23 protein-coding genes and 1 pseudogene are annotated in these 21,649 nt (G+C 63.3%); 12 read left to right on the top strand and 12 right to left on the bottom strand.

The window, feature by feature from the left end:
- The first annotated feature begins 235 nt into the window (after positions 1-235).
- The 4 genes from LVY65_RS12405 to LVY65_RS12390 all read left to right on the top strand — a co-directional run bounded on the left by LVY65_RS12405 (position 236) and on the right by LVY65_RS12390 (position 2,437).
- The gene (locus LVY65_RS12405; protein ID WP_235068564.1) at positions 236-427 is read left to right on the top strand and encodes a YdcH family protein; all 192 of its coding nucleotides are present in this window, start codon (positions 236-238) and stop codon (positions 425-427) included.
- Positions 414-686, top strand: coding sequence for a TFIIB-type zinc ribbon-containing protein (locus LVY65_RS12400; protein ID WP_408021993.1), 273 nt, complete (start codon positions 414-416; stop codon positions 684-686). Before LVY65_RS12405 ends, LVY65_RS12400 begins: the two co-directional genes overlap by 14 nt.
- 137 nt (positions 687-823) lie before the next feature.
- A complete protein-coding gene (locus LVY65_RS12395) occupies positions 824-1,831 on the top strand; it encodes a TerC family protein (protein ID WP_235068562.1) in 1,008 nt (335 codons plus the stop codon).
- A gap of 135 nt (positions 1,832-1,966) precedes the next feature.
- Positions 1,967-2,437, top strand: coding sequence for a c-type cytochrome (locus LVY65_RS12390; protein WP_235068561.1), 471 nt, complete (start codon positions 1,967-1,969; stop codon positions 2,435-2,437).
- A gap of 10 nt (positions 2,438-2,447) precedes the next feature.
- Here LVY65_RS12390 and LVY65_RS12385 read toward each other — a convergent pair whose 3' ends face one another.
- The 6 genes from LVY65_RS12385 to LVY65_RS12360 all read right to left on the bottom strand — a co-directional run bounded on the left by LVY65_RS12385 (position 2,448) and on the right by LVY65_RS12360 (position 7,119).
- Positions 2,448-3,647, bottom strand: a complete 1,200-nt coding sequence (locus tag LVY65_RS12385; protein WP_235068560.1) for a serine hydrolase domain-containing protein — start codon at positions 3,645-3,647, stop codon at positions 2,448-2,450.
- A complete protein-coding gene (locus LVY65_RS12380) occupies positions 3,644-4,522 on the bottom strand; it encodes a diacylglycerol/lipid kinase family protein (protein WP_235068559.1) in 879 nt (292 codons plus the stop codon). The genes LVY65_RS12385 and LVY65_RS12380 overlap by 4 nt, the downstream gene beginning before the upstream one ends.
- Before the next feature lie 3 nt (positions 4,523-4,525).
- A complete protein-coding gene (locus LVY65_RS12375; protein WP_235068558.1) occupies positions 4,526-4,930 on the bottom strand; it encodes a VOC family protein in 405 nt (134 codons plus the stop codon).
- 201 nt (positions 4,931-5,131) lie between these two features.
- Positions 5,132-5,638, bottom strand: a complete 507-nt coding sequence (locus LVY65_RS12370; protein ID WP_235068557.1) for a DUF3617 domain-containing protein — start codon at positions 5,636-5,638, stop codon at positions 5,132-5,134.
- A gap of 28 nt (positions 5,639-5,666) precedes the next feature.
- Entirely contained in the window at positions 5,667-6,227 is a 561-nt protein-coding gene (locus LVY65_RS12365) for a DUF3617 domain-containing protein (RefSeq protein ID WP_235068556.1), read from the bottom strand.
- 310 nt (positions 6,228-6,537) lie between these two features.
- Positions 6,538-7,119: a hypothetical protein gene (locus LVY65_RS12360; protein ID WP_235068555.1), complete on the bottom strand. Its 582-nt coding sequence runs from the start codon at positions 7,117-7,119 to the stop codon at positions 6,538-6,540.
- Positions 7,120-7,219: 100 nt separating this feature from the next.
- Between LVY65_RS12360 and uvrB the strand changes: the two genes are divergently transcribed.
- The 3 genes from uvrB (at position 7,220) to LVY65_RS12345 (ending at position 12,442) form a co-directional block, all read left to right on the top strand.
- Positions 7,220-9,415: an excinuclease ABC subunit UvrB gene (uvrB, locus tag LVY65_RS12355; RefSeq protein ID WP_235068554.1), complete on the top strand. Its 2,196-nt coding sequence runs from the start codon at positions 7,220-7,222 to the stop codon at positions 9,413-9,415.
- A gap of 89 nt (positions 9,416-9,504) precedes the next feature.
- Positions 9,505-10,815 (top strand): L,D-transpeptidase family protein, encoded by a 1,311-nt coding sequence (locus LVY65_RS12350; RefSeq protein WP_235068553.1) that lies wholly within the window; start codon positions 9,505-9,507, stop codon positions 10,813-10,815.
- Between the two features lie 103 nt (positions 10,816-10,918).
- Positions 10,919-12,442, top strand: a complete 1,524-nt coding sequence (locus LVY65_RS12345; RefSeq protein ID WP_235068552.1) for a S10 family peptidase — start codon at positions 10,919-10,921, stop codon at positions 12,440-12,442.
- A 51-nt stretch (positions 12,443-12,493) separates the two neighbouring features.
- Here the strand turns inward: LVY65_RS12345 and LVY65_RS12340 are convergent, their stop codons facing one another.
- Positions 12,494-12,952, bottom strand: a complete 459-nt coding sequence (locus LVY65_RS12340; RefSeq protein WP_235068551.1) for a hypothetical protein — start codon at positions 12,950-12,952, stop codon at positions 12,494-12,496.
- Positions 12,953-13,107: 155 nt separating this feature from the next.
- Between LVY65_RS12340 and LVY65_RS12335 the strand changes: the two genes are divergently transcribed.
- Entirely contained in the window at positions 13,108-13,698 is a 591-nt protein-coding gene (locus tag LVY65_RS12335) for a hypothetical protein (RefSeq protein WP_235068550.1), read from the top strand.
- A gap of 9 nt (positions 13,699-13,707) precedes the next feature.
- On the opposite strand, the gene LVY65_RS12330 is transcribed toward LVY65_RS12335, so the two are convergent.
- From LVY65_RS12330 to LVY65_RS12315, 4 genes are all read right to left on the bottom strand, one after another.
- The gene (locus tag LVY65_RS12330; RefSeq protein ID WP_235068549.1) at positions 13,708-14,625 is read right to left on the bottom strand and encodes a CPBP family intramembrane glutamic endopeptidase; all 918 of its coding nucleotides are present in this window, start codon (positions 14,623-14,625) and stop codon (positions 13,708-13,710) included.
- A gap of 75 nt (positions 14,626-14,700) precedes the next feature.
- Positions 14,701-16,521 (bottom strand): autotransporter domain-containing protein, encoded by a 1,821-nt coding sequence (locus LVY65_RS12325; protein WP_235068548.1) that lies wholly within the window; start codon positions 16,519-16,521, stop codon positions 14,701-14,703.
- A 130-nt stretch (positions 16,522-16,651) separates the two neighbouring features.
- The gene (locus LVY65_RS12320) at positions 16,652-17,155 is read right to left on the bottom strand and encodes a low affinity iron permease family protein (protein WP_235068547.1); all 504 of its coding nucleotides are present in this window, start codon (positions 17,153-17,155) and stop codon (positions 16,652-16,654) included.
- A gap of 81 nt (positions 17,156-17,236) precedes the next feature.
- Positions 17,237-18,547 carry a M20/M25/M40 family metallo-hydrolase gene (locus tag LVY65_RS12315; protein WP_408021998.1) on the bottom strand — a complete coding sequence of 437 codons (1,311 nt, stop codon included), beginning with the start codon at positions 18,545-18,547 and terminating at the stop codon, positions 17,237-17,239.
- A gap of 94 nt (positions 18,548-18,641) precedes the next feature.
- Here LVY65_RS12315 and LVY65_RS12310 point away from each other — a divergent pair, with 94 nt between their 5' ends.
- From LVY65_RS12310 to LVY65_RS12300, 3 genes are read left to right on the top strand one after another with little or no spacing between them, the layout of a single operon-like run.
- Positions 18,642-19,172, top strand: coding sequence for a DUF4142 domain-containing protein (locus tag LVY65_RS12310; protein ID WP_235068546.1), 531 nt, complete (start codon positions 18,642-18,644; stop codon positions 19,170-19,172).
- A 3-nt stretch (positions 19,173-19,175) separates the two neighbouring features.
- Positions 19,176-19,496 carry a cupredoxin domain-containing protein gene (locus LVY65_RS12305; RefSeq protein ID WP_235068545.1) on the top strand — a complete coding sequence of 107 codons (321 nt, stop codon included), beginning with the start codon at positions 19,176-19,178 and terminating at the stop codon, positions 19,494-19,496.
- On the top strand, positions 19,493-20,179 hold the full coding sequence (locus LVY65_RS12300) for an RNA polymerase sigma factor (protein ID WP_235068544.1): 687 nt from the start codon (positions 19,493-19,495) through the stop codon (positions 20,177-20,179). The genes LVY65_RS12305 and LVY65_RS12300 overlap by 4 nt, the downstream gene beginning before the upstream one ends.
- Before the next feature lie 19 nt (positions 20,180-20,198).
- Here the strand turns inward: LVY65_RS12300 and LVY65_RS12295 are convergent, their stop codons facing one another.
- Positions 20,199-20,795, bottom strand: coding sequence for a hypothetical protein (locus LVY65_RS12295; RefSeq protein ID WP_235068543.1), 597 nt, complete (start codon positions 20,793-20,795; stop codon positions 20,199-20,201).
- A gap of 276 nt (positions 20,796-21,071) precedes the next feature.
- Here LVY65_RS12295 and LVY65_RS12290 point away from each other — a divergent pair.
- Positions 21,072-21,612 (top strand): annotated as a pseudogene (locus LVY65_RS12290) (glycoside hydrolase family 108 protein).
- The last annotated feature ends 37 nt before the right edge of the window (positions 21,613-21,649 follow it).

Raw genomic sequence — 21,649 nt, 5'->3', positions numbered from 1 at the left:
CACGAACATTCGGAGACCCCGGCTGCAAGTTCAAAACATCGCCCACTTGAAATCGGATCAAATATCTCGCATTTACGGGCTGCGGACCGGGCCCCTCTGGCGGGTGCCACCAGGCACTCGTGATGTCGGACCGCATCGGATGATCCGGTGCGTTCGGCGGGCGGTTCCCAACCCCCTCCACAATCAGCTTCCGGGTCTCCGATCGAACTTCGGTTTGAACTAGAGGAGATTGAAGATGCATCCGCGTTTGTACCGGCTGATCGAGAAGCACCAGCGAATCGACCGGCTGTTGGAATTGGAGCAGCGCCGCGCTGGACGGGACCCGTTCCGGGTGATGCGGCTCAAGAAGCTGAAGCTAAGGGTCAAGGACCTCATCCATCGCTTCACTTTCCGATCGGCCAGGAGGGTTCGCCATGCAATGCCCTAGCTGCACCACAATATTGACCATGAGCGAGCGGCAGGGGATCGAAATCGATTATTGCCCGAGCTGCCGCGGCGTGTGGCTGGACCGGGGCGAGCTCGACAAGATCATCGAGCGCAACCTGACGGCGACGTCGGCGGGGCCTGTTCCGCCTGGCCCGGCGGATACGCAGCCGCGATGGGACGATGGTGACCGCTATGGCCATCCGCAACCCTACCGCCGCCACAAGCGGCGCAAGAGCTTCCTGGAGGAGCTCTTCGATTGAACCAGCGGCGCCGCTGCCCGATGCGGCGGCGGCGCCTTCACCCAAGCCCATCCGGGCCCCTCTGGCGGTCGCTCAAGCGGCCGTGATGTCGGACGGGAACGCTCTCCATTCGGAGCGCCAACACAAAGGGACTCATGATGGATTTCCTGTTCTTTGACTGGCTCGGCAAGCCGCTGTGGATGTGGCTCGGATTCCTTGGGATCGTTGCCGCGCTGCTCGTGCTCGACCTTGGCGTGCTGCATCGCAAGCAGCGAGAGATCGGGGCGCGCGAAAGCTTGCTGATGTCGGCTTTTTACATCGCTCTCGGCCTCGCCTTCGGCGGTTGGGTCTGGTGGTACATGGGCCCCACGGCGGGCATGAACTATGTCACCGGCTTCGTGATCGAGAAGAGCCTGGCGATGGACAATGTGTTCGTCATCGCCATGATCTTCACCTACTTTGCAGTGCCGCGCGAATTTCAGCACCGCGTGCTGTTCTGGGGCATCCTTGGCGTCATCGTGCTTCGGGCGATCATGATCGGGCTGGGCGCGACCATCGTCAGCCAGTTCGGCTGGGTGCTCTATATCTTCGCGGCCTTCCTGATCGCCACCGGCATCAAGATGTGGGTGTTCGCCGACAAGGAATATGATGTCGGCTCATCGCCGGTGCTGAAATGGGTGAGGCGGCGGTTCAATGTGACCGACCGGTTCCACGGCAATCGCTTCTGGGTGCGGCAGGTTCCGGACAGGACGGGCAAGGCGGCGTGGTTCATGACGCCGCTCTTCCTTTCGCTGGCAATGGTCGAGGTGGTCGACGTGGTGTTCGCGGTCGACAGCGTTCCGGCGATCTTTGCCATCACGACCGACCCGTTCATCGTCTACACCTCGAACATCTTCGCGGTACTTGGGCTGCGCGCGCTATATTTTGCTCTGGCGGCGATGGTGCACCGATTCCACTATCTCAAATATGCGCTGGCGGTGCTGCTGGTGTTCATCGGTTCCAAGATTTTCATCGCCGATGCGCTGGGGCTCGCCAAGATCCCGCCAGCCATTTCGCTTGCTGTTACCTTCGCGATCCTTGCAGCCGGCGTCGGCTATTCCTTGTGGCGGACCGGACGTAAGCCCGAGCCGGACTGGCCCCCGGCGAGCAGGGAAACCGCGGCCTGATACCATGGCGAGCGGTCGAGCCACAGGCGGGGGCGCAAGCCGAAGCATACGCGTCCCCGGCGTGGCCGACCCATTGCGGCTCCTGCCGCGCAGTGCCATGTTGGCTTGCCGATTGGATATGACAGGGGCTTGCAGATGATCCGCTATTTGACCGCCGCTGTTGTCACTGCCCTGCCGCTGGCCGTTGCCGTGGCTCAATCCGACATGGACCGGCCGCGCTGGATGGCGAATATGGCGCGGCACCAGAAAGTCGTCATGTACGGCGTTCCCGCGCCATATGCCGCGATGCGCGACCCATCGCCGGATACGCCTGCAAAGCTGAAGCGCGGCGCGGCCGTTTTCGACCAGCACTGCGCATCGTGTCACGGATGGGGCGGGGAGGGCACCGGGCCCGAGGGATATTTCCTTGTTCCGGCGCCGGCCGACCTGGAGTGGTTGGCACATACGCCGAAAAACCGGGCCGACCCCTATATCTATTGGAGCATCGCCGAGGGCGGGCGGTCCTTCAATTCTGAGATGCCGGCGTTCAAGAAGTCCCTGTCGAAGCGGGATATCTGGTCCGTGTCAGCCTATCTTCGGGCAGGGGTCCCGAACGCCTCGCCGTAGGACTGCGAAGCTATTTGCGCGCCTTTGATAGCCGAACGGCATCGTTGAAGATGCGTTCTTCCGCCGCCCTGAAAGCACTCCGCCCGCGCGGGGGATCGTCGGTCAGGCCGGTAACGAAATAGGCGATGCCGACGCCGCTATTCGGGTCGATCCAGATTCCGGAACGCAGCCCATAGGCCTCGCCGGCATGGCCAACCCATTGGCGGCCTTTGCCTTCGGGGTCGTCGGCACATCCGGCCTGCCGCGTCGCCAGTCGCTGGGTGGCGAGACCGTAGCGGCAGTAGAAGCCGTGGTCGGTGTCGCCATTGGCGCCGTCAAAGGTCCAGGCGGACCGAAGCAAGGCCTCGACCGATTGCTGCGACAGGATACGCTGGCCGTCGATCATTCCGTTGCTGAGCAGCATCCGGCCGACCCGGGCCAGCCCGCGAGCGGAGATTCGAAGGCCGCCCTGCGGCGCGAACAGCGCGCCATTTTCACCCAGCCGCCAGCGCGCCAGGTCGCACGGCCCTTCCTTGACGAACACAGGACATTCCGGGCGGATCCCGTGAAGGTCGTCGCGGACCGCTTCGCCGCCTTGCATCAGGACGATGGCGCTGGCCACGCGAGTGTCGCTGCAGGTCGGCCAGTTGAAGCAGGCGTCGAGCTTCATCGGGTCGATCACCAGGCGCTTCATCAGGAGGTCGAACCGTTCGCCCGTGGCCATTTCCACGACGCTGGCGACGATTGTAAAATTGAGGTTTGAGTAAGTGAAATAGCTGCCGCCCGGGCCATGCCTCGCGTCCCAGCTGTCCGGATCGGCAAGGACCGCCCGGACCGATCCGCCCAAAGGGATCGCATATTGGTCGTCATGGTCGCGGACCGAACTGGTGTGCGAAAGCAATTGCCTGAGCGTCACCGGCCGGTCGGGGAAAGCGGGATTGCGCAGCTTCCAGCCGAGCTTTGACGAGACATCTTCATCAAGGTCGAGCTTGCCCTGCTCGACCAGGCGCATCACGCCGACCGCAACCACCAGCTTGCTCACCGACGCGACGCGCACCGGATCGTCCGGCGTGACCGCGCGACCGGCGGCAGGATCGGCGAACCCCTCGGCCAATGCACCGCGCTCGCCATTGACGTCGAATGCCACGGCGACACGCGGCGGAGGGATCGGCGAGTCGACCGGCACTGTCGCGCAGGACGCCAGCGCGAAGAGCGGAGCCAGACGCTTCATGCCGGGACCATCACCTTCAGCGCATGCCGCCTGATCCTGAAATCCAATGGCGGCTTCATGCTTGTCGTCTCACCGTCCAGCGCCAGCGTAATCGTCGACCGTGGGCTGCCGACCCGCAATTTTTCGATGTCGTCGATCCTGACCATGTCATCGTTTCGAGTCATTCCCAGCAACGCCCGGCCGACCGCGGAGAGAAACCCGGGCAAGCCCTTCTTGCGCAACACCAGCACGCATAGCCTGCCGTCGTCCAGTCGCTCACGCTTGCCGGCCCCGGGCATCTCCAATTGATAGTCGTTGTTGCCGACAAACAGCAGCGGAGTATCGACCCGCTCTTCGCCGTCGTTTGACGTCAGGGTCAGGCGCTGGTGGTGGAACCGGACCATGGTCCTTAGCGAGGCGACCAGCATCGCCAGCCGTTTCGACCGGCCAAGCCGTTCCTGCTGCGCTTCCCGGTCCAATACCATCAGCGGATAGAGGCCGATGGCGGCATTGTTGACGAAGACTCGGCCATTGATCTCGGCAACGTCGATCGCGCGGGTTCGGCCCTTGGCAATCACCTCTACCGCCCTTTCGAGCTCGAAAGGCAGGCCGAGATCGCGGGCGAGATGGTTGAGCGTTCCGATCGGCAGGATGGCAAGTGTCGCCTCGCTATCCGCCAGGACCTGGGCCGCGGCACTGATGCTGCCGTCGCCGCCGCCGACGATGACCAGGCGCGCGCCGGCCTCGACGGCATCGCGAACGCACTGCTCAATCTCATTGCCTTCGACCGCCTTGATCGACGCGGAGACCCCGGCCGCCTCGAGCGCGGCCTCGATCTTGGCGCGGTCACCCCTGTTCCGATTGAAGATGACCGCTGCTTCCATGAGGAAGCGCAACGATCAGCGAGCAGGTCCGATGCAGAAAGCCGCCAGCTTATTTCCGTCGAGGTCGCGGAAGTAGGCGCCGTAAAAGGCCTGCGGCCCTTCGTCCCCGCGTAGTCCCGGCGCACCTTCGTCGGTCCCGCCAAGCTCCAGCGCCTTGGCATAGAGCGCGTCGACCTTGTCGCGGCTGTCCATGGCGAGCGCGGTCATATTGCCGTTGCCCGGCGACGCCGGCCCCTTGTTGTAGGGGTTGGTGACTGCAAGGCCGGGCTTGTCGAACCCGGTGCCCCACATGGTGAAGCCGCCAAGATCGTCGCCGAACTCCATCATCCGCTTGGCGCCAACCGTGGAGCCCAAAAGCTCGTCATAGAAAGCGCGGGCGCGCGGCAAATTGTCGCTGCCCAGGGTGACATAGCCGATCATCGAAATCCCTCCTTATTCACAGGCAAATGCCAGTGAACATATCAAGAACATGAATACATGCAACAGGTCATGCTGAACTTGTTTCAGCATCCATTCCGGAGACCCGCCTCGCCCTGCTCCAAGATCGACCCTGAAGCAAGTTTGGTGTGACGGGTGTTCGGGGAACAGCCGCCACACCAACTCAGGGTGACGTCCCGAATGTCAGGCCTTTTTCGCAGCCTCGTCCGCCGGGCAATCGCCGACCCGATTCGCCTTCACTTCGCGGACCAGGCGGTAGTCGCCGTCCTTGACTAGGTAGGTCATCGTCGTGACCTCACCCTCGAAGCTGTCGGCGGTGAAGCTGCCCATCATTGCCGGCATCACTTCCCCGGCGAAGCCCTCGCGCTTGCAGCTCATCTGCGCGCTCATCCGGCCGTAGTTGATATAGCTGTTCTTGATCGTGCACTTGTCGCCTTCTTCGCCGAGCAGTTCGGGCGCCGGCTTATTGTCGGAGGCGACGCAGGCCTTGATCACGCCCTTGTCGCCGACTTTGAGCTTGGTCGCCGGCGTCGTCTTGTCGGTCGAGGAAAGCGAGGTCACTTCGTAGCTCACTTCGTAAAGGCCCGGGCTCAGCTTGGCCGCGGCCTCCTCCTCGGCTGGCGCCGGCTTCTCGCTGCCGCAGGCCATGAGCATCATCGCCAGTCCCGCGACCGGCATCAACTTGAACATTCCCATCACTTCCCTCCCCATTTTCTAATCAACTGGCGACGTCGGCCCCTTCCGTCCCGTCGCAGGCGCCGACACGCTTGGCGTCGACCTTCATCTTCATCGTCATTTTCTCCATCGGGCGGCTGCCCTCTGAATTGCTGGTCATGGTCAGGACATAGCTGTCGGGCTCATAAGTGCCGGTCAGCACCATGGTCTGCGTCGCATTGGGATGCTTGCAGTTGAGCTTCAGGTCGATCTTCCCGTCGCCCCAGTTGAAATGTTCGTAGCGGCAATTCTGGTCGGCGCCGGTGAAGAAATCCTCCTTCGGGCTCTTCGCCTGGGCCTCGGTCAGGCAGACGGTGTGGACCTGCACCTTCTCCATCGCCCGTTGCATCATCGATTTGGCTTCCGGGGACATTCCCTGCGCATCCATCTCCAGCAGTGCGACCGTTTGCTGCCACCGCCCCGGATTGACGAAGCTGTCGCTGCCGCCCTGCTTGCGCATTTCCTTCGCAACCTCTCCCACGGTTGCATTTTCCATCTTCACTTCGGGATCTTTATTGCATGCCGCGATCAAGATCAGCGGCAAGGCGAGCAGCAGCCTGTTCATCAGCTTCCCCCTCGTTCGGCGGCGCCGGAGGGCGCGAAGCCAGGCTCTCACCATATGGCGGCGGCGCGGGTTTGCAATCGATTACCGCCACCTGGCGTGCCGCTATTACTTCACTCGGGATAGCAAGTCGGCCGTTCGTTGGGATGGTCCTTGAACCACTTCTTGCGGGCCGCTTCGTCGGCGCGTACGGGCCGCCCGAGCCCTTCCTCCACCGCGACCGCAACCATCTGGTCAAGGTAGCCGAGCCGGATCTGAATCCATGGGCGAAGCTGGCGGCAGCGAAGCGCTAATCCGTTGCGAGCCTTCGGCGTTACGTGGTCCCGAAATGGAAGAGATTGAACAGCCGCAGCAGACCGAACAGGACATAGGCCAATTGTCCCACGGCGATGACCGCCTGCACGGCCGGACGCCGGACCGCGATCCCGATGATGCCCGTCAATGCCAGGATGGAGTTGAAGACGATGGCGTCCCTACCGACTACGGCGAACCATTCGGCGCCCTTCATCCAGGTATCGATCACATCGATCCCGGCCCAGCCGATCACCAATCCGAAAAACCAGTGCCGCCGGGCCAGGAAATATTCCTGGTACCCGTCATATCCTTCCAGACGGGTGGGGAAGAGCACGGCGCTGATCAGATAGAGGTAGAAGGCGTAGAAAATGACGAACAGGTAGATGGGAAAGGTCCAGACCTTGATCTGCTGGAGATTGAATTCCCACCACCACCAGAAGACGATGGACAGGATCATATAGGCCACCCACACCAGGTGCACCCACCAGATGCGGGCACGCAACGGGTTCTGGATCAGCCCCGCAATCCCCTGCATCAAATGCGTCACCGCCAGGCCGATGACGATCGAGATCAGAACGATGACATATTCGAACATCTGCATGGCGGCCCTCACGTTCGATCAGCGAGCGTAGCAGAAATCCACTTATGGCAAACTCCGCTGCCGATTTGCCCCTCGCGTCATCGTTCCCCATATGGTCTCCATGCCGATTCAAATCCGTACCTCGCTCGCCGAACCCGAGACCGGCGAGACGTTCGTCCCGCACCGTCCGGCGCGGCCCGACAAGGCCGAGGGCGGCAAGCGCTTTGTCCTGAAATCCGATTATGAGCCCGCCGGCGACCAGCCCACCGCGATCAGGGAACTGATCGAAGGGATCTCCGACAATGGCGAGGTCAGCCAGGTGCTGCTGGGTGTTACCGGATCGGGCAAGACCTTCACCATGGCCAAGGTGATCGAGCTGACGCAGCGCCCCGCGCTGGTGCTCGCGCCCAACAAGATCCTGGCCGCCCAGCTTTACGGGGAGTTCAAGAATTTCTTTCCCGACAATGCGGTCGAGTATTTCGTCAGCTACTACGACTATTACCAGCCCGAGGCCTATGTGCCGCGGTCCGATACCTACATCGAGAAGGAAAGCTCGGTGAACGAGGCGATCGACCGGATGCGCCACTCGGCGACCCGGTCGCTGCTTGAGCGTGACGACGTGATCATCGTCGCCTCGGTCAGCTGCCTCTACGGCATCGGATCGGTCGAGACTTACTCGGCGATGATCTTTGACCTGAAGAAGGGCGAAAGCGTCGACCAGCGGGAGATTATCCGCAAGCTGGTCGCGCTTCAGTACAAGCGCAACGACCAGGCTTTCGCCCGCGGCAATTTCAGGGTGCGCGGCGACAATCTGGAGATTTTCCCGTCCCACTATGAAGACAGCGCGTGGCGCATCAGTTTCTTCGGCGACGAGGTGGAGGATATCACCGAGTTCGATCCCCTGACCGGCAAGAAGACCGCCAGCCTCGATAGCGTCCGGGTGTTCGCCAATTCGCACTATGTGACCCCGGGGCCGACCCTGAAGCAGGCGATGGAAGCGATCCGGCACGAGCTTGCCGAGCGGCTGAAGGAGCTGGTTGCCGAAGGGCGGCTACTGGAGGCGCAGCGGCTGGAGCAGCGGACGAATTTCGACCTGGAGATGATTGCGGCGACGGGTTCGTGCGCCGGTATCGAAAATTACAGCCGCTTCCTCACCGGCCGCCTGCCGGGCGAACCGCCGCCGACCCTGTTCGAATATCTTCCCGACAACGCCTTGCTGTTCGTCGACGAAAGCCACCAGACGGTGCCGCAGATCGGGGCGATGGCGCGCGGCGACCATCGGCGGAAGATCACGCTGGCCGAATATGGCTTTCGCCTGCCGAGCTGCATCGACAATCGCCCGCTGCGTTTCAACGAATGGGAAGCGATGCGCCCGCAATCGGTGTTCGTGTCCGCGACCCCGGGCCCATGGGAAATGAACGAGACCGGCGGCGTCTTCTCCGAACAGGTGATCCGTCCCACCGGCCTCATCGACCCGCCGGTCGAGATCAAGCCGGTCGAAGACCAGGTCGATGATTTGGTCCACGAGGCGAAGGAGACGGCGCGAAAGGGCTATCGTACCCTGGTCACGACCTTGACCAAGCGGATGGCCGAAGACCTCACCGAATATCTGCACGAGGCGGGATTGCGCGTCCGATACATGCACAGCGATGTCGAGACGCTGGAGAGGATCGAACTGATCCGCGACCTCCGCCTCGGCGTCTATGACGTGTTGGTCGGAATCAACCTGCTTCGCGAAGGGCTCGACATTCCCGAATGTGGGTTGGTGGCGATCCTCGATGCGGACAAGGAAGGCTTCCTGCGCTCCGAAACCTCGCTGATCCAGACCATCGGCCGCGCCGCCCGCAATATCGACGGGCGGGTGATCCTTTATGCCGACCGGGTGACCGGATCGATGGAGCGGGCGCTCAACGAAACCGACCGGCGGCGCGAAAAGCAGGTGGCCTACAACGCGGCACACGGCATCACGCCGGAATCGATCAAGAGCCAGATCAACGACATCATGAGCGACGTTTCCCTTCGCGATGGCGTGCTGGTCGAAACCGGCGACGAGGAGCGGCCGCACCTGGTCGGCCACAACCTCCGCGCCTACATCGGCGAACTGGAAGAGCGGATGCGGAAAGCCGCCGCCGACCTGGAGTTCGAGGAAGCCGCGCGCCTCCGCGACGAAATCCGCCGGCTGGAGGAAGACGAGCTGGGCATTCCCGATCCCGATCGCGTGGTGCCGCGGCCCGCCGGCAACTCCAATCAGGGCAAGCCCGGCACGCGCCGTACCGGCTTCGGGAAGACCCAACGACGATGGGGTGGGAACCGGTAAGCGTTCAGGCCAGCGCAACCCTAAGCCGCGCAGGGAGTTTGGTCAGCAAATCCATTCGGGGAATGCGCCGCAAACGCGGCGCAAAATTTATGCGTAAGAAGCTTTGTCTAGTCCTTGGCGCCGTGGCGATGCTCTCGGCAACTCCGATGTCGGCAGAGCCGCGTGGTGACGAGCCGGTCGCGGTGTCGCGTGCCATCAAGCAGGGGATCGACTTCGTCTATGTCGACCCGAAGATGTCGAGCGTGGCCAGGCGCAAGCAGCGGCCGCAGAATTGGCTTCAGCGCATCCTGAACCCCAACGCCGCCCGCCGCACCGGCGCGCCCAATCCGATGTTTGCCGAACTCTCGCGGGGCCTGCAGCAATATCAGGCGACTTGGGGACGCCTGCCGCAGGACAAGATCCCGGCTGGTCCGACGCTCAAGAGCGGATCGACCGGCAAGCGCGTGGCCTTGCTTCGGACCCGCCTCGGGCTTCCTCCGGAGGGCGGATATGACGAGGCACTGGCCCAGGCCGTTTCGGCCTATCAGACGGTTCACGGACTTTGGCCCGCCGACGGCATCGCCGGCAGGGCGACGATCGCCTCGCTCAATCGCGGCGCGACCTATTATGCGCGGCGCATCGCGATCAACATGGAGCGCGCCTACCGGCTGCCGCAAGGCCGCGCGTTCGACCGCTATGTGGTGGTCGATTCAGGTGCGGCCGAAGTATATCTGTTCGACCGCGACCGGCGCGTCGACAGCATGCGCGTCGTCGTCGGAACGCCCAAGACCAAGACGCCGATGATGGCCGTCCTGATGCGCGACGCGAAGGCCAATCCTTATTGGAATGTGCCGCCGGAGCTGGTGCGCTCGCTTACGGCCAAGCGCATCAACGAGCAGGGCATCTCCTACCTGAAGGACTTCCATTACGAGGTTCTGTCGGACTGGGGACCGGATGCCCGTGTCATCGACCCCAAGACCGTGAACTGGAAGGGCATCGCTTCCGGCAAGGTCAAGCCCACGGTCCGGGTTCGCCAGCTTCCGGGCCCATGGAATTCGATGCGCAACATGAAGTTCGAAATGCCGAACGATTACGGCATCTACCTGCACGACACGCCGCACCCGGAACTGTTCGCCGAAGCCGAGCGCCATCTCAGCAATGGCTGCGTGCGCCTGGAGGACTACCGCCGTTTTGCTTCATGGGTGTTCGGCAATGTGCCGCAGCCGACGTCGCAGTTCGAGCAGGTGTTCCCGCTTCCGCGGCCCGTGCCGGTTTATATGACCTACCTGACGGTTGCGGCGAGCGGCAACGGCGTTATCTTCCGTCCGGACCCATATGGTTTCGATGCGCTGGCGATGCCGCAGATGTTTGGGACTGCCAGCAAGACGGCATTGGCTCCCGAGGGAACCGAGCGGTCCTGATACCGCCACCCGCAGCCTAATAGACGCCGTTCATCGACGGGGCTTTGTGAAGGGCGTCCGGCGCGCCATGGTCCGCGCAAATTCGACTCGCTGGAGGGGTATGATGAAATTTGCTGCATCCTTGGCGCTGGCCATTGCGCTGGCCGCCGCGCCGGCACTGGCTGAGGAAAAAGCCGCCAAGGAGGACAAGCCGGCGGCGGCCAAGCCGGCCGAGGCAAAGCAGGCGGAGGTGGTGCCCCAGGTCCACTCTACGAAGCACAGCGGCGTCTTCGGGGGACAGAAGCTCAGCTATACCGCGACCATCGGCGAAACGATCCTGAAGGGCGAAGACGGCACGCAGAAAGCGGCGGTCGTCACCACCAGCTACGTCAAGGAACCGCGTGACCCGTCGCGGCCGGTGACCTTCCTGTTCAACGGCGGACCGGGATCGGGATCGGTCTGGCTGCAGATGGGCGCCTTTGGTCCCAAGCGCGTTGCCATTCCTTCCGACGCTCGCGACGATGGCGCGCCGCCCTATCCGATCGTCGACAACCCCGACAGCCTGCTCGACGTCACCGACCTCGTGTTCATCGATCCGCCCGGCACCGGCTTCAGCTATCTGATCGGCAAGACCGAGCCCAAGGAATTTTACGGCGTCACCCAGGACGCGAAGGCGGTGGCGGAGGTGATCCGCCGCTGGCTGGGCGACAACGGCCGCTGGAACAGCCCGAAGTTCCTCGGCGGGGAAAGCTATGGAACGACACGATCGGCCGCAGTCACCAACCAGCTGGTCAATTCGACCTTCAACGACGTCGGATTGAATGGCGTCATCCTGATTTCAACGATCCTCGATCTCGCCGCGGGCAGCGAGTCCCCCGGGAATGAACTCGGCTACATCACCAATTTGCCGTCGATGGCCGCCGTTGCGCTCTATCATGGCAAGGCGACCGCGCCGTCCGTCGAAGCGTTCGCCGAGGAAGCGCGCCAGTTCGCCATCGGCCCCTATGCGTCGGCCTTGCTCAAAGGGCAGAAGCTGTCGACCGAGGAGCGAGCCTCGATCCGTCGCCAGCTCGCCCATTTCACCGGACTCAGCGAAGCCTATCTGGAAGAGGCCGACCTTAGGGTCACGCCGGGCCGCTTCTTCAAGGAATTGCTGCGCGACCGCGGCCTTACGGTGGGCCGGCTGGATTCGCGTTATACCGGCAAGGACGCCGACAATGCCGGCGAAAATCCCGATAACGACCCGAGCTTCTATGGGATCGATGCCGGCTACACCGCGGCGGTGAACAGCTGGGAACGCGACAGCCTCGGCTTCAAGACGGATCGGGAATACCAGTCGATTTCCGGCATCGGCGAGGATTGGGACTGGCGCGTCAAGGACCTGCCCGACGCGCGGGGTTATCTTAACGTCGCCCCTTATATTGGCCAGGCATTGCGGGAAAATTCGGCCATGCGCGTCTTTGTCGCCCAGGGCTATTACGACTTTGCCACGCCCTTCTTCGGGGCCGAATATTCGCTGTCACGCAGCGGCATTCCTCAGGACCGCATCCAGTTCAGCTATTACCACGCCGGGCACATGATGTACGTCCGCGACGAGGATCGCTCGAAACTGTCGCACGACATCAGGCAGTTTATCCGCGCGCGATAAGAGACTGGCGCGGATGGAAGTCATCCCATCCGCGCCAATTTGCCGATCGACCTAGCGCAGCACGCCCGCCTTTTGCTGGCGGTAGGCGTAAAAGTAGAGCGCGCCGGCAACGGCGATGATCACCCACGGCATCATCGCCATGCCGCCCTTATCCATTGGCGGCGGCGGCGGTACCGCGACGAAGATCTGGTAGCCGAGCCCGATCACCGCGCCTAGAAACGACAGGCCCAGCGCCGGAACTGCCCAGCGATGGCGCATCAACAGCAGGATCGAACCGACGAGGCCCATCCATACGCCGAGCCCCCAGCCGAATTGCGCATAGAGTGGAAATCCGTCGACCCACGCCAGCATGGCATTGGGATCGACGTCGGGCGCCATGCTCCTGAAATAGTCCAGGTTGCGAAAGCGCGTCATCAGATAGTCGTAACAGCCGAAGCCGTTCCACAGGAGTGCCAGCAGTCCGACGATCCACAGGTGGATCGGCGCCTTCCGGGCTTGAACATCGTCCATAATGCATCCCCCTCCGTTACCGGCTTCCGGCTGCCCAGGGACATCACGCGGGCAGTCAGGGCGATCCTCACCGTGCCGGCTGAGGCGCATCAGCAGTGTTTTGACTCCGCCTGTCAATTGCTGAACCCAATGGCCTGAGCGGCGTTGAGGGCGTCATGTGGAGACTTATCGCCCTGTTCCCGATGTTCGGCTTTCTCGCGCTGCTGGCCTGCGCCAAGCAGGATCCGGTCGCGGACAATGCGACGGCTCCCCCGGACGAGCTGGTCGGCGATGCCTCGGCAACCGGCTTGGCCGCCCCGGCCAACGCCGCGGCCGCCGAGGCGGTGCAGCAGGCCGCCGTGCCGGCCGCTACCGGCGGACTGCGGTGGGCTTATCAGGCCGCCGCACGCACCGCCGAATTCGGCCCGCCTGGCACGCCTGCATTCTCGATCCAGTGCAGCGAGCAGCGTGAAGCAGGCAGCCAATTGGTGTTCACCCGCTTCCTTCCACCAACCAATGACGGCAAGGGGACGCTCAGCTTCACAGGCAACGGTCAGGTAGCATCGGTACCCGTGGCCGGGGTCACCAACCCCAACGGCATCGGCGGACTATGGCGTGCGACAATTTCCGTCGGCGACATTGCGCGGGATGTTGCCGAGACCTTCTCCGGACCGGGCGCCGTCAACGTTTCGATCAGCGGACTTCCGGCGCTGGTGGTACCCGCTTCGCCGGAGCCGCGCCGCGTGTTCGCCGAATGCCTTGGCTAGTGGTGCCGATCAGCGCCAGAGCGAGATAAATTCGCTGCTGAAGGGCAGCACGTCGACGCAGGCGTGGAGAAGCACGACCAGCAACAGGCTTCGGGTCCGCGCCCACAGCACCCCGAACAGGATGCTAAGCGGTGACAGGGTCGCGATCGTGAATGCAACCACCTGGATCGGGTCGGTCGACCAGCCGTCGACCCCCGGCCCGCCGCGCAGATAAAGGCCGGGTGCATGGGCCAGGCCGAACAGCAGCGAGGTTGCTACGATTGCCGCCGCGTTCGATTTGAACCAGGCCGCAAAGCGCGATTGGAGCGCTGCCCGGAACAGGAATTCCTCGCAAAGGCCGGCTTCAAGCGCGTTCCAGACGAAGGCGCCGGTGATACCCCAGACCAGCACCATCGGGGTTGGATTCAGCTTCGCAATATTGGCAAGGCTAGGGCTGACCACCGCCAGCAGGCCGATCAACACCGCCCCCATCACGATCAGCGTCGGCCAGAAGCCACGACGGCCAAGGCCGCTGTCGAACAGCGGTTTGAGCGGCGCCCGCAACCACCAGAGAATCGCCGCCGGGATGCCGACATGGACCAGCAGCTTGACGATGAGCACCGCCACTTCCTGCGGTCGTTCGGCGACAACCGCGGCCTTTAGCGCTCCAAGCCCCCAACCGAGGAAGATAAACGCATAAAGGGCGAGAAAGCCGAGCAGGGCGGCAAGCTCGATTCCCGGCCGGGGAACCGGCACGTTGGGCGCCTCGCATTTGCGCGTCAGGAACCAGGCAAGTCCTGAAAGTGCCCCGCCAAAAATCCCCAGCGAGACGATCGGGAAAACCCAATCCGCCCCGCGCGCGAACAGGTATAGCGTCGAAACGCCCCACGCCCCGAGAAATGCAACCGCCGCCCAGACGGCCGGCCGCGACCTATATGCATCCGTCATTCGCCCCTCCCAATGCCGGCCGCGAATGCACTGGCGGTCGAATGCGTATCTCCTACAGCCGGTTCGCCCCCGCGACTAGAAGCCTATGCGGACTCCGACATTGGCCGACGTCTCGTTGCCCTGGTCCTTGCCGATGGTCGCCGAACCGGCGACATCAAGATTGACGTTGGAGAAGATCGCGGCGCTGAACCCGCCGGAGAAGCGGCCATAGGCCTTCTTCGACGCATCCTCGAGCGCGAAGCTGTTGACGATGGTGGGTGCCGACGTCTGGGCGAAACGGATCGTCCGCTCATCGCCGGTGAAGTCTTTTTCGACCGCCGCCGCGGCGAAGGGACGGAACTGCACCCCGTTGCCGGCAAAGTCGCCACGTACTTCAAGCCCAAGGCTGCCGCGCAGGGACTGGTAGGTCAGCGAGTCGACGTTGAGCGTCAGCGCCGGGTCGCCGCTCTCCGTATAGCTGTCGACCTTCGCCTTGGCGTAATCGAGCCCGATCACGGGACCGGCCCGCACCTTGCCCACCGGCATCAGATAACCGGCCTTGCCGCCGGCAATGAAATGATGGCCCTTGGGATCGGCTTCCATATCCTGGACCACACCGGTGCGTTCGATGTCATGCTTGTTCCAGCCATAGCCGGCATAGCCCTGGACAAAGCCGCCGGCGATGCCGACCCCGGCATAGCCGCCGAGCTGGATCGAATGGCCTTCGTTGCCGGCGGCATCGTTGCCGAAGTTGATCTTGGGCTTGGTGTAGTTGACGGCGACGCCGGCCACCCCGGACCCAAAGCCATATTCGACACCGGCGGTCGCTCCGACCCCGCTCGACCGGTAGGCGTCGTTGCGCTGGCCGGCATTAAGGTGGCGGGAATAGCCGTCCCCGACCACGAATAGCTTCAACCCTTCGGGCATGTCGCCGTCACGCGGGGAGCCGGTGTCCATCCGCGACGTCAAGGTCCGGCCGAACTGATGGGCCACGTCGAGGCTCATGTCGCTGGCGCCCTGCAACACCAGGGGCGCCTCCAGCTGGGTCGCGACATATTGGCCGACGATCGCGAACCCGGCCGACGTCAGGTGCAATTGGTCGAAATAGAACAGGAATTTCTGGCTGGGATCGGCGATGCAACTGGTGTTGGGCAGGGTCGGGCAGGCAACTCCGGTCAGTCCGTAGGCGGCCAGATTATTGGTGATCTGCTGGCCGACCAGGCTGAGGTCGAGATAATGCACCATGACCCCATCGGCGGCATAACCTGCGAGGGTCGATTGAATGGCCGAATTGAAGGTTGTCGAATAGGCGCTGCGGACCGCCTGGGCCGCGGGATCTCCCGCTACTTCCGGAAGAATGGCGGTGTTGCCGGCAAGGAAGCTGATGTTCTGCGCACCCGCGCCGACCAGGGCATTGAGGCCGGCCGTCGCAAAGGCGGCGGAAGCGGTGGCCGCCGCCGGGGCGCCCGCTACGGTCCCGCCATTGCGCTGGTAAAAGCGCGCATCGTTGCCGCCGATCGACACCGCCAGAAGATCATTTTCGCCGAAGGTACCGCTGACGGTCGGGAAGGCGCCGCCGCCACCGGCCAGGAAGGCATTCCACTCGGTGACGAAGCCCAGCGGCGGACCGTTGGTATTGGTGTTGTCGGTAAGGGCCCCGCCGATCGCGAAATCGTCGATCGGTGCGTTCAGCAGCTGGCCCAGCGTATCGATATAATTGGTCGCGCCGGAAAAGCGCCCCGTCGAATAGGGGGCCGGGGGCGGGATCAGCCCAACCAGCTGGAAGAAATTGCCGTCGTCGGCATAGCTGTCGCCAAATGCGACGATACGGTCGATCCGCTGGGCATATGCTGGTGTGGCGGCAGTCAGTGCGCTGGCAGCAAGCAGCGAGGCAGCAAACAGGCGGCTTCTGATCATGGAATTTCCTCCCCGGAGCCGCTCGGTACGCGCGGCTGGCAGGGAGAAGTAATGCATGGCTGAATCGGCGAAGCAAGTGACAGAAATGTCAGCATCGTGCGGGGCGCCGCACATTGGCGGCGGTTCGGCGCTAACTCCCGCTTGAAGCTGCCGGGAGCCGCCGGTTGGCCTCATCCGCCTCCTCGCTTGCGGCAGCCAGCCTCTCCTGCTTGATTTCGGCAATAACCTCTTCGGGAAGATCTTCGATCCCGGCAAGGTCGTTGCGAGCCCGGCGTGAGGCGATCAGCAGCTCGTCGAGCTTGGCATGCATTGCAACATCGCGGCGATGGGCGTCGGCCTCGCGCTCGTTCTGGCGATTGAGTACCATCTGGCTGAGCGTAATCGCCAGGATCGACAGCGCGGCGGTGAGGAGGTCCGCGGTCAGCCCGAATGCGAACCAGGCGACGCAGAATATGATGACCCCCAGCTGCGCAAAGGGATGGGCGGAGAGATCCGATGCCCATTCCGAAAAGCGGCAGCCGAGCTGGTATAGCCGGCCCGGCTCGGCCGATTGCGGTTGGCCAGGCGCGCCCGACATCGCGCTCGCGCGTCGGTGACGGGCAATTCCTTGCTCGATCTGCTCGTGCTTGCTCATCGCCGGTTCTCCTCGGAATGGGACCTAACGGAGCTGGCGGCTGGCGGTTCCGCGACGAACGATATGGGGTCGGGTGAAAGTTCAGCGTTTTTCGCGGCTTAATCGGCTCATCAGGATCGCGGCGCGCTTTGCCTGGCGCCAGATGGAGGCAATGTCGACCCGCTCTCCGGGCGCATGCTCACCGTCGGCGGCGGGGCCGAGGCCGACCAGCCCGTCGACATCGCGGGCGACGAAGCTGATGTCGCCCGCGCCGCGCATCGCCGGATCCAGCTCACCCATTTGCTCCAGGCCCATGTCGGCGTTCACCGAATTGAGCCTCGCCAGCAGGGCCCGGTTTCCCTCGGTCGGCGCCATCGGCGGATATTCGTCAGGGTCGAACTCGATCTTCGCGGTGGCGCCGGGCAGGGGGCGGGCGACGATTGCCTGCATTTTCGTTTTTGTCCGTTCGATCTGGTCCTGGCTAAGCGCCCGAAGATCGCCCCGCGCGACGGCGATCGCCGGGATGATGTTGGTCTTGCCGGTCGCGGCAATGCGGATCTTGCCGGCGTCGAGCTCGGCTGTCTGGCCGCCGCCGATCAGCCCGACGTTGAAGGTCAGCTTGTCCTCCTGAAGCTCGCTCCTGAAGGTGTCGATGATGCGCGCCAGCTCATAAATGGCGCCATCGCCCGACCCGGCGGAAAAAATGCCGCTGGAATGGCCAGGGCGGGCGGTCACGGTAACGGTCCATGCGCCCGAGCTTCGGCGGGCGATCGAGCCCACGTCCGCGCCGCCCGCCTGGGCAAGCCCTTCGAAGTCGAGCGTGGCATCGGCGCGCTTGCCGGCGGCGACCAGGTCGCGGCGGGCGATGCTGATCGGATTGCCATTGTCCTCTTCGTCGCCGGTCAGCATGACCTCGATATCGGCATTATTTAGCGTGCCGGCGGCATGCATGGCGCGGAGCGAGGCGATGATCACCGCCATTCCGCCCTTGTCGTCACCTGCGCCCGGGCCGACGCCTTCATTGCCGCGCCGCTCCCATCGCTGGAACGGGCTGTCAGGCTCGAACACCGTGTCGAGATGGCCGATAAGGAGCAGGCGCTTGCCGCGGCCATTGCCTTTGTGGGTGGCAAGGATGTGACCGGCACGGCCGGTCTCGCGCATGTCGATCCACTGAACCTTGAAGCCAAGCGGCTCTAGCTCGGAGCGAAGCATCGCGCCGACCTTGGTCACGCCATCGAGGTTGAGCGAGCCGCTGTTCTGGTTGACCCATTTCTCGAGCATGGCGAGCGTCCGCTCCTGCTCGGCATCGACGTTTCGGATCATCCGCGTTTCGGCGGGTGAGAGCTCGGCCAGCGCGGGAACGGACAGCACGGCCAGCGACAGGGTTGCAGCGAGACGGGTGAGAAGACGCAAATGCACCGCGGGGAACCTTTCAGAATTGCTGCCATCCAATGGTCGAAGGTTGGCCGCAAGGGCCGCCGTTCGCAATCCATTGGGAGGAAATAAGATGAATCTTATCGTCAAATTGCTCGGTGCGTCGACGCTGTTGGCGGCCAGCGCGATGGGAGCTCAGGCCATTGCTGGCGACGGGCCAAGCGATGCCGAGATTGCGCACATCGCTTACACCGCCGGACAAATCGACATCGATGCTGCCAAACAGGCACTGGCCAAATCGACAGATGCCGACGTGCGCAGCTTTGCCGAAATGATGGCTCGCGACCACAAGGCAGTTAATGACAAGGCATTGGCGCTGGTTACGAAACTCGGCGTTACGCCCGCCGACAATGGCACCAGCCAAGCGCTATCAAGGCAGGCCGCGGCGACACATGACCGACTAAACCGGCTCGATGGGCACGCCTTCGATCGAGCCTATTTGCAGAATGAAGTCGCCTATCACCAAACGGTCAACGGCGCCCTCAAGACGGCCCTGATCCCGTCAGCCGACAATGCCGAGCTGAAGACGCTTCTGGAAACCGGCCTCGAGTTGTTCGGTGAGCATCAGGTGCATGCCGAACAACTCGCCAAGCAAGTGAAGTAACGGATGCGGGCGAAACTCCTCCTCGCCTGCTTCGCGGTGTTGCTGCTGTCACCGCCCCCGGCAGTGGCAGCACCGCGCACGCATGTCGTGGTGATCGACAAGATGAAATTCGGCGCAATGCCGGCAGCTGTACGTGCCGGCGACCGCATCAAATGGATAAACCGCGACCTCTTTCGCCACACCGCGACGGCGAGCGCGGGTGGCTTCGATGTCGACCTGCAGCCGGGGATGACGAAGACGATCATTATGTCGCGTACCGGTAGTTTTGCCGTCACTTGCCGCTATCATCCGGGCATGCGTGCCACGTTGAAGGTCTTGCAATGAGGGTCCGGCAGGCAGCCAACCCGGCCGCGCTCGACGATATGGCCCTGGCGCGCCTTTGCGCAGATCGCGAACCTGCGGCCGTCCGCCATCTGCTGACCGCGAACAACCAGCGCTTGTTCCGCGCGGCATGGAGCATTCTAAAGGATCGCAACGAGGCCGAAGAAGCGGTCCAGGCCGCCTATCTTAAGGCCTTTGGCAGGATCGACCAATTCGAAGGTCGTTCGGCCTTGTCCACTTGGCTGACGCGGATTGTCGTCAACGAAGCGTTGGAACGCCTTCGCGCTATCCGCCGCCGGACCACGCATCTGGAAGCGGAAGGCGTTTCGGTGCTCAATACTTATCGGGAGGCTTTGATGCGGGGTTCCGAACCGGCGGCTCCCGACGCCGCCCTGGCCCAGCGACAATTGCGTGATCTGATCGAGCGCGCCGTTGCCGATTTGCCGGCTGCATTTCGCGCGGTGTTCGTCCTTCGGGAAGTCGAAGGAATGAGTGTCCGGGAAACCGCCGAAGCGCTTGGGCTGGAACCTGCAACGGTCAAGACCCGGCTGCTGCGCGCGCGCCGCAAGCTCCAGGAGGCTTTGGCGCCGGAAGTCCGAAGCGCGCTGGAAGGCGCTTTTCCGTTCGCCGGCGTCGACTGCGAAAGGATGACCGCAAGAGTTCTTGCCGCACTTCAAATAGAATAAATCTCTGTCTGGCCGCGAACTAACCGGCCTTGCGTCCAAACACTGTCCGCTGCTGCCGGGCGAATGGCTCAGGCTCGAACAGCGGTGCGAGCGGAACGTGAGAATCCTCCTCGGGGGGCAGAGGCAGGTCGACGTCTGCCTTCTCGATGTCCACAGGCACGGCGACCTCCGCCTCCTCGAGGGGCGCGCGCTCGGTAGCTTTCGTTTCCTTGGGTTCGCTTGCGCTGCGACCGCCACTCTTTCGGGGAGCTTTGGCTCGGCGACCCTTGCTTTCAGAGGGAGTCGCTGGCTTGGCGGGTTTCACTTCCTCCACGGCCATGTCGGTCGTTGCCAGCTGGTCGGCCGCTGCCAGTGGCACGCCTGAATCCGGTGCAGCCAATAGGCAGCCGTGCTGGTCCGTCGCGAAATCGATTCGTTGCGGATCCGCGGCGCCAGCCGGGTTGCGCCTGGCCAAGTCGAATGCATGGACGACGCCATAGAGCAGCGCAACGAGCGCCACTGGAAGCAATGCCGAAGCGCCAGTCTGCATCCAGGCGCCCGCGCAGGACGCCGCGACGGCAAAAGCGCAGAATACCTCAAAAAGGATCCTGCCGCGGGATTGGTGAAAGTCGCGCATGGGCCCTCTCTCCTATGCGCAAAAGTAACGCGTCGGCACCTACCTAAGGGTTAACAACGCGCAAGCGCCGTGGGATGGCAGGTGTCCGCTTTCCACCCATTCCGTCCATGCCGCCTTCGACCCGAAGCCGAATTTTCAGCGGGTCCCCCTTTTGTTCGCTCGGCCATCTCCTGGCTTACTCACGTAAGTGCCAAACGTTACGGTTAGTCCGGCTGTCCTACAGATAACCAAATAGGTAATCATTGCGCGACTCGGGCGAACCGGAGGAGCGGCAATATGGACTTGAGCGACTTGATCGACGAACTGATCGAGCGGGAAGGGGGCTATGTGAACCACCCTGCCGACAAGGGCGGACCGACGAAGTTCGGCATTACCGAAGCGGTGGCGCGGGCGCATGGCTATGCGGGCGCAATGGCGGAGTTGCCGCGCGACGAGGCTGCGGCGATCTACCGTCGGCTTTACTGGCTGAGGCCGCGGTTCGACCAGGTTGCGGCGCGCGCCCCGGGTCGCGGCCGAGTTGTTCGACACCGGCGCAAATATGGGGCCGGCGGTCGCCGCCACCTTCCTCCAGCGCGCGCTGACCGCGCTCAATCGTGGTGGGAAGGATTATCCCGATCTCACTCCTGATGGCCGGATCGGGCCGGCGACCCTGGCCGCGCTCGATAGCTTCCTCGATGCGCGCGGGAAGCGTGGCGGGGAGACGGTTCTGCTTCGGGCGCTCGAAGCGCCGCAGGGCGAGCGCTACCTCCGCCTCGCCGAAAAGCGGCCGGCCAATGAGGCGTTCCTTTATGGCTGGCTTGCAAACCGTATCGGCTAATTGCCTAATTTCCGACGAACCACGTTGTGCCATCAAC

The sequence above is a fragment of the Sphingomonas cremea genome (assembly GCF_021502585.1).
GTDB classification, from domain to species: Bacteria; Pseudomonadota; Alphaproteobacteria; order Sphingomonadales; family Sphingomonadaceae; genus Sphingomicrobium; species Sphingomicrobium cremea.
Note: the sequence above shows the minus strand (reverse complement) of the source record. Positions and strands in the feature narration are given on the sequence as shown.